The sequence below is a fragment of the Klebsiella sp. K5-204 genome (assembly GCF_030128585.1).
Taxonomy (GTDB): domain Bacteria; phylum Pseudomonadota; class Gammaproteobacteria; order Enterobacterales; family Enterobacteriaceae; genus Klebsiella; species Klebsiella quasipneumoniae.
This window is the reverse complement of sequence record NZ_JAKUZS010000028.1, coordinates 1-4,579: the sequence shown is the minus strand read 5'-3', so window position 1 is coordinate 4,579 and position 4,579 is coordinate 1. Positions and strand designations below refer to the sequence as shown.

Below are 4,579 nucleotides of genomic sequence, written 5' to 3'. Positions count from 1 at the left end.
GTACCAGCGTACGGCCCACAGAATGATGTCACGCTGAAAATGCCGGCCTTTGAATGGGTTCATGTGCAGCTCCATCAGCAAAAGGGGATGATAAGTTTATCACCACCGACTATTTGCAACAGTGCCACAGAAAATTACCTGAACTGCGTCAACTCGGAGTCTGGCCGCGTGCGCGTGGAAGCAAAGCGGGCGAGCGAAGAATACGGGCGAGTGCTGCGGCGCTATCCGCTGAAACCCGGCGAGACGGTCGAGCGTCCGCAACGCGGGGAAGTCGTCAGCAGCTCCGGGGTTCTCCCCCCACTGGACCCAGGCGAATACTAAGCGCGGCGGTGTGTAATAGACGGAGCGCGAGGCGACTACTGGTCAGGGTTTGCGCAAGGCGGGTGTGTAATAGACGGGAGGGGATCGATCCGGCGATCCAGCCTGTGGATAGTCCGTCTATTACCCACCCGGTTCCGTCGTTTACCCACCCAACCCCGTCTATTACCCACCGGAAACCGTCTATTACCCACCGAGGGGTTCTATAAGCAACTGATAATGAAGGTAAATTTTGCCTTCTGATTCCCTAAAACTCTTTAAAACAAAAAAAACATATATAAAACGTGTAGCCCTGGGGAAAACAGCCCGTGGAATTATGGACAATCCGGCAAGCCGGATACCTGCCTAACCGCTTCGCGGTTCCCCATTGACAGGCCAGGGACAACCGCGAGCGGTTGCCCCCACCCTGCCAACAGGTCGGCAGTTGCCCACAATACCACCGGCTCAAGCAACAGGATTTTTTTATATTTTTGTTTTTAAAAGAAAAAAGCGGCCGTGCTCTAGTGGCATGGCCGCGTTACGTGGTCCTATCAGGGGCTTGTGGCTCTTGCGCCTCCTCGGATCGACACAAGTGCCGATCACTGCGGCGGGGCGCTCCTGGCTCAAGCTGAAAAGCGATCAGTATCCGCACCAGTGGCGACGGCGTTCCCTCCACGCATTCGGGCCGGGCCTCCACTCAACGGCTAACCCCTCGGCCATGAGGGTTTGCCCCACGTCCCGCCCGTCGATCAGCAGGTGAACAAGGCGGCGGTCGTACTTGTCGGCTTGGCCGGAATCGACAACCTCGATGCGCTGAGCGTTGGCAACCAGTTCGCGGAGGCGTGCGGTTGCCTCGCGGCCCTTCGTCAGCTCGGCGTCGCACCTGGGCTTGTAGGTTTCCGGGGTGTCAATCGACAGCAGGCGCAAGCGTTGACCGTTGTATCGTAACCGTCCGGTGATTCCACCTTGAGCCAAATCGCCTGCCGACCAAAAGGCTCGAAGCTTACCACCCGGTCGATTCCGGTCAGATCCAGAAACGCCTCGTCGATGGAGTAGACATCCACTCTCGATGCCAGAGCTTCCAGGGTCGTCATCACCCGCCGGCTTATATCGCCATTTGTGTGGAATAGAGAATCAATTGGAACGGGGGCTTTGCTCGCCCCCCCTTGAACTTCTCATACCCAACCTGTTTGGCTATAGCTACTGAGGAGATCGCGGTGGCCCACCAAATCTTCCGGTCATCCTGTTCAATTACACCGCTAGCCGTACCCAGGAGGTGCCGCAGCGCCTCCTGGAGGCAGAAAGGCGTCGAGCGTATAGGTTGCTGGGCATGCGCGGCGCAAGTTCATCAGAAAACTCAATCCAAGGGCAAGATCGGCCGAGCGGAGATGGCACTGACTCTTATCAACAAGCTCTACGGCATCGAGCGCGACATGGAAGAGGCGGGCGATGCCCAGCGATACCAGACGCGCCAGTCGCAAAGCCAGGCTTTCCTGGAGCAACTGAAAGCTAGGCTGGACAAAACCCCTCCCCAGGTCACGTCGTCAAAGTGCCTTGGGCAAGCAATCAATTGCCTTGCGAGCAACTGGTTAAAGCTGATCCGCTACATCGAAAGGGGGACACCTGCCCATCGACAACAACCCTGCCGAGCGGGCGAGCCACCTTCTCATGTACATATGACCAAAGCGTCGCCCGTCTCCTCCCGTTATGTCATGCCTACCCACGACGGAGTATTGACGGTCTCTGTGCGCCAGAGCATAGTTTTCCCGAAGGGCGCTTAGGTACATATCTTCATGTGCTGTCCAGGCGCAGTTGCGTTTAGAGTACGTGTCCAATCAGTTTTAAATGGGTGTGAACATGAGAGCAGAAACTGAATCGCGGATTTTTTCGGTGGATGAATATGTTCGTCCGTCTAACGGCGAACCGATTCGTTCGGTTGTTCTGGAAACCAATGACTCTGTCGTCGTTGTTTGGCACGCCCACCCTGGGCAGGAAATAGCTTCCCATGTACATCCTCACGGCCAAGATACTTGGACGGTTATCTCAGGTGAAGCCGAATATCATCAAGGTAACGGCATAGTCACTCATCTTAAAGCTGGAGATATTGCGATCGCAAAACCTGGGCAGGTACATGGTGCAATGAACTCTGGCCCCGAACCTTTTATATTTGTTTCAGTGGTTGCGCCGGGCAATGCCGGTTTTGCGTTGGCTGAGAAATAGGCGAAAGGCCTGAGAGGAAACTGATGAATACACGATTATTTACGTTCGCTGGTGGAGAAACGGGTGTTTGGCGCGTTGTTCGGATGGATGCCGTGGCGGGAGCCCCTCTCCCTGGAATCCCCCGGCTCGACGTAGCCGCTGGCTCTGTTTCGCCGCAGCCTTTGGGCACCAAATGGCTTCTTCGCGGGATAACGAGTAACGAGCGTTATGTCGTGCGTGAAGAGAAGGATCGTCTCGTGGCGAAGCAGCCAAGTTTGGGTCGAGCAGAGGCCACCTGTGCCGCCCTGATCCCTATCCGGAAAAACCCCTCATGGTGGGGACTGGCTCAAGACGAACGCCGGAAGATTTTTGAGGAGCAGTCCCGTCACATTCACATTGGGCTCCAATATCTCCCTGCTGTGGCCCGTCGTCTCCACCATTGTCGGGACCTGGGCGAGAGCGAACCCTTCGACTTCTTGACGTGGTTCGAATATTCCCCGTCTGATGAGCCGGGCTTTAACAGGCTTTTGGCCGAACTCCGGGCCTCGGTGGAGTGGAAGTATGTCGACAGAGAAATCGACATCCGGCTAGTGCATGAGCCGGCCTAGTATCAGGTTTAACTGCGATCTCCGTGCGGCATACACCTGCGACACCCGCAGCCCAGCAAAGCCCGGAAAATCTAGTGTGTCTAATAACTTAGGAGTAACACGACACGTATGCCTAGCGAGCCACCAGTCGCTTGGGAAATTTTCTACTTATGGCCTCCTCTTTCTCTCATCGATCTCCCAGGGCATATCCTGCCGTCTAGAGTTGGCACCTTGTCCAGCTTTCGAAGAAGGCTCTCCATACACGTCCGGCCTACACCTTGTTAGGTATGGCCGGTTTCCAGTTGTGGGGCAATAGCTCGTCGATGGCGTTGTTCTTCTGTGTCGGCAGGCGAGTCAGCACATCCTTCAGGTAGGCATAGGGATCATGCCGATTCAGCTTCGCTGACTGTATTAGGGTCATGACCGCAGCCGCACGTTGACCACTGCGCAGTGAACCCGCAAACAGCCAATTGCTGCGCCCCAGCGCCCAGGGTCGGATCTGGTTTTCCACCCAGTTGTTGTCGATGGGCACAGCGCCATCGTCCAGGTAGCGCGTCAGCGCTTCCCAACGTTTGAGGCTGTAATCCAGGGCTTTGGCCGTGCCGGAGCCATCCGGCACTTTCTGGCGATGGGCCAGCATCCACTGATGCAGCGCATCGGCAAGGGGTTTGGCTTTGGTTTGCCGGATTTCCCGCCGCATATCCGGTGGCAGATCTTTGGTTTCCCGCTCGATCTCGTAGAGTCCACCGATGTATTCCAAGGCCTTGGCCGCCAATTCGCTCTTGTTGGCCTCGTGCAGGTCATAGAACTTGCGCCGGGCGTGGGCCATACAGCCGATTTCGGTAATGCCGTTGCCGAACCCGGCCTTGTAGCCAGCGTAATCATCACAGACCAGCTTGCCCCGCCAGTCACCCAGGAAGGTTCGGGCGTGTTCGCCTGCACGGCTGGGTGCGAAGTCGTAAATAGCTGCCTTCAGGTCGGCAAACGGTGTGGTGCAGTAGGCCCAGACGTAGGCCTTGTGGGTTTTCTTCTTGCCCGGGGCCAGCATGCTGACCGGGGTTTCATCGGCATGCAGAACACTGTGTTCCAGCAGAGTATTTCTCAACGCATCCACCAGCGGCTGCAACTGCACACCACAGGCACCCACCCATTCGGCCAGGGTGGAGCGCGGGATTTCCAGGCCGGCACGGCCGAACATGCGTTCCTGACGGTACAGCGGCAGATGGTCGGCATACTTGGCCACCAGCACCTGGGCCAGCAGGCCAGCGGTGGGGATGCCTTTGTCGATCACCTGCGGTGGCACCGGTGCCTGGATCAACGTCTCGCAGCTGTCGCAGGCCCATTTGCCCCGGATGTGACGTTCAACGGTGGGCACTGTTGCAAAGTTAGCGATGAGGCAGCCTTTTGTCTTATTCAAAGGCCTTACATTTCAAAAACTCTGCTTACCAGGCGCATTTCGCCCAGGGGATCACCATAATAAAATGCTGAGGCCTGGC

General features: G+C 56.7%; 4 protein-coding genes and 3 pseudogenes. 3 read left to right on the top strand and 4 right to left on the bottom strand.

The window, feature by feature from the left end; all coding sequences use genetic code 11:
- Together MKR05_RS26710 and MKR05_RS26705 are read right to left on the bottom strand one after the other, a co-directional pair.
- Positions 1 to 63, bottom strand: a pseudogene (locus MKR05_RS26710) (hypothetical protein); the annotation flags it as partial.
- A gap of 873 nt (positions 64 to 936) precedes the next feature.
- Entirely contained in the window at positions 937 to 1,224 is a 288-nt protein-coding gene (locus MKR05_RS26705; RefSeq protein ID WP_009486461.1) for a thermonuclease family protein, read from the bottom strand.
- 292 nt (positions 1,225 to 1,516) lie between these two features.
- Between MKR05_RS26705 and MKR05_RS26695 the strand changes: the two are divergent.
- From MKR05_RS26695 to MKR05_RS26685, 3 genes and pseudogenes are all read left to right on the top strand, one after another.
- Positions 1,517 to 1,953, top strand: a pseudogene (locus MKR05_RS26695) (transposase); the annotation flags it as partial.
- 189 nt (positions 1,954 to 2,142) lie between these two features.
- Positions 2,143 to 2,517: a cupin domain-containing protein gene (locus MKR05_RS26690; RefSeq protein WP_001348195.1), complete on the top strand. Its 375-nt coding sequence runs from the start codon at positions 2,143 to 2,145 to the stop codon at positions 2,515 to 2,517.
- 23 nt (positions 2,518 to 2,540) lie between these two features.
- A complete protein-coding gene (locus MKR05_RS26685; RefSeq protein WP_001097412.1) occupies positions 2,541 to 3,104 on the top strand; it encodes a chlorite dismutase family protein in 564 nt (187 codons plus the stop codon).
- Positions 3,105 to 3,354: 250 nt separating this feature from the next.
- On the opposite strand, the pseudogene tnpC reads toward MKR05_RS26685, so the two are convergent.
- Together tnpC and MKR05_RS26675 are read right to left on the bottom strand one after the other, a co-directional pair.
- Positions 3,355 to 4,452 (bottom strand): annotated as a pseudogene (gene tnpC, locus MKR05_RS26680) (IS66 family transposase); the annotation flags it as partial.
- A gap of 53 nt (positions 4,453 to 4,505) precedes the next feature.
- Positions 4,506 to 4,579 (bottom strand): hypothetical protein (locus tag MKR05_RS26675; protein ID WP_032414367.1); only part of this gene is annotated, 74 nt, incomplete at its 5' end.

What these genes read in the sequence shown, in the direction of transcription:
- MKR05_RS26690 (WP_001348195.1), top strand. Translation starts at nt 2,143, where the DNA reads ATGGGTGTGAACATGAGAGCAGAAACTGAATCGCGGATTTTTTCGGTG.
- MKR05_RS26685 (WP_001097412.1), top strand. Translation starts at nt 2,541, where the DNA reads ATGAATACACGATTATTTACGTTCGCTGGTGGAGAAACGGGTGTTTGG.